This is a genomic window from Pseudonocardia sp. EV170527-09 (genome assembly GCF_008369905.1).
Taxonomy (GTDB): domain Bacteria; phylum Actinomycetota; class Actinomycetes; order Mycobacteriales; family Pseudonocardiaceae; genus Pseudonocardia.
Map to the genome: position 1 here is coordinate 1 of NZ_VRMC01000607.1, position 245 is coordinate 245.

General features: G+C 39.6%; 1 pseudogene. It reads left to right on the forward strand.

Annotation, left to right across the window (positions count from 1 at the left end):
* Nucleotides 1–245 (forward strand): annotated as a pseudogene (locus tag FVA95_RS30265) (OmpA family protein); the annotation flags it as partial.

The following is a 245-nucleotide window of genomic DNA, read 5'->3' on the forward strand; positions in this document are numbered from 1 at the left end:
GGCAACAGGAGATTTGGTCACTTGCCAAATTTTCTCAGCCAATGCGGCTTATGTTGAAATTTTGCAAAAAGAAGTAAAGCAAATTTTTAATAACAGCATCGGCTGTGGTGCCGATATGCAGAGTATGTATCACACTGAATTTATCGACCAAGATGCGATACCCAGTGTAATCAGTGCATTGAAAGGTGTGCCGAATGTAAATTTAACCTGGTTTGGCAATCAGTTATCGATTCAATCACAAGATC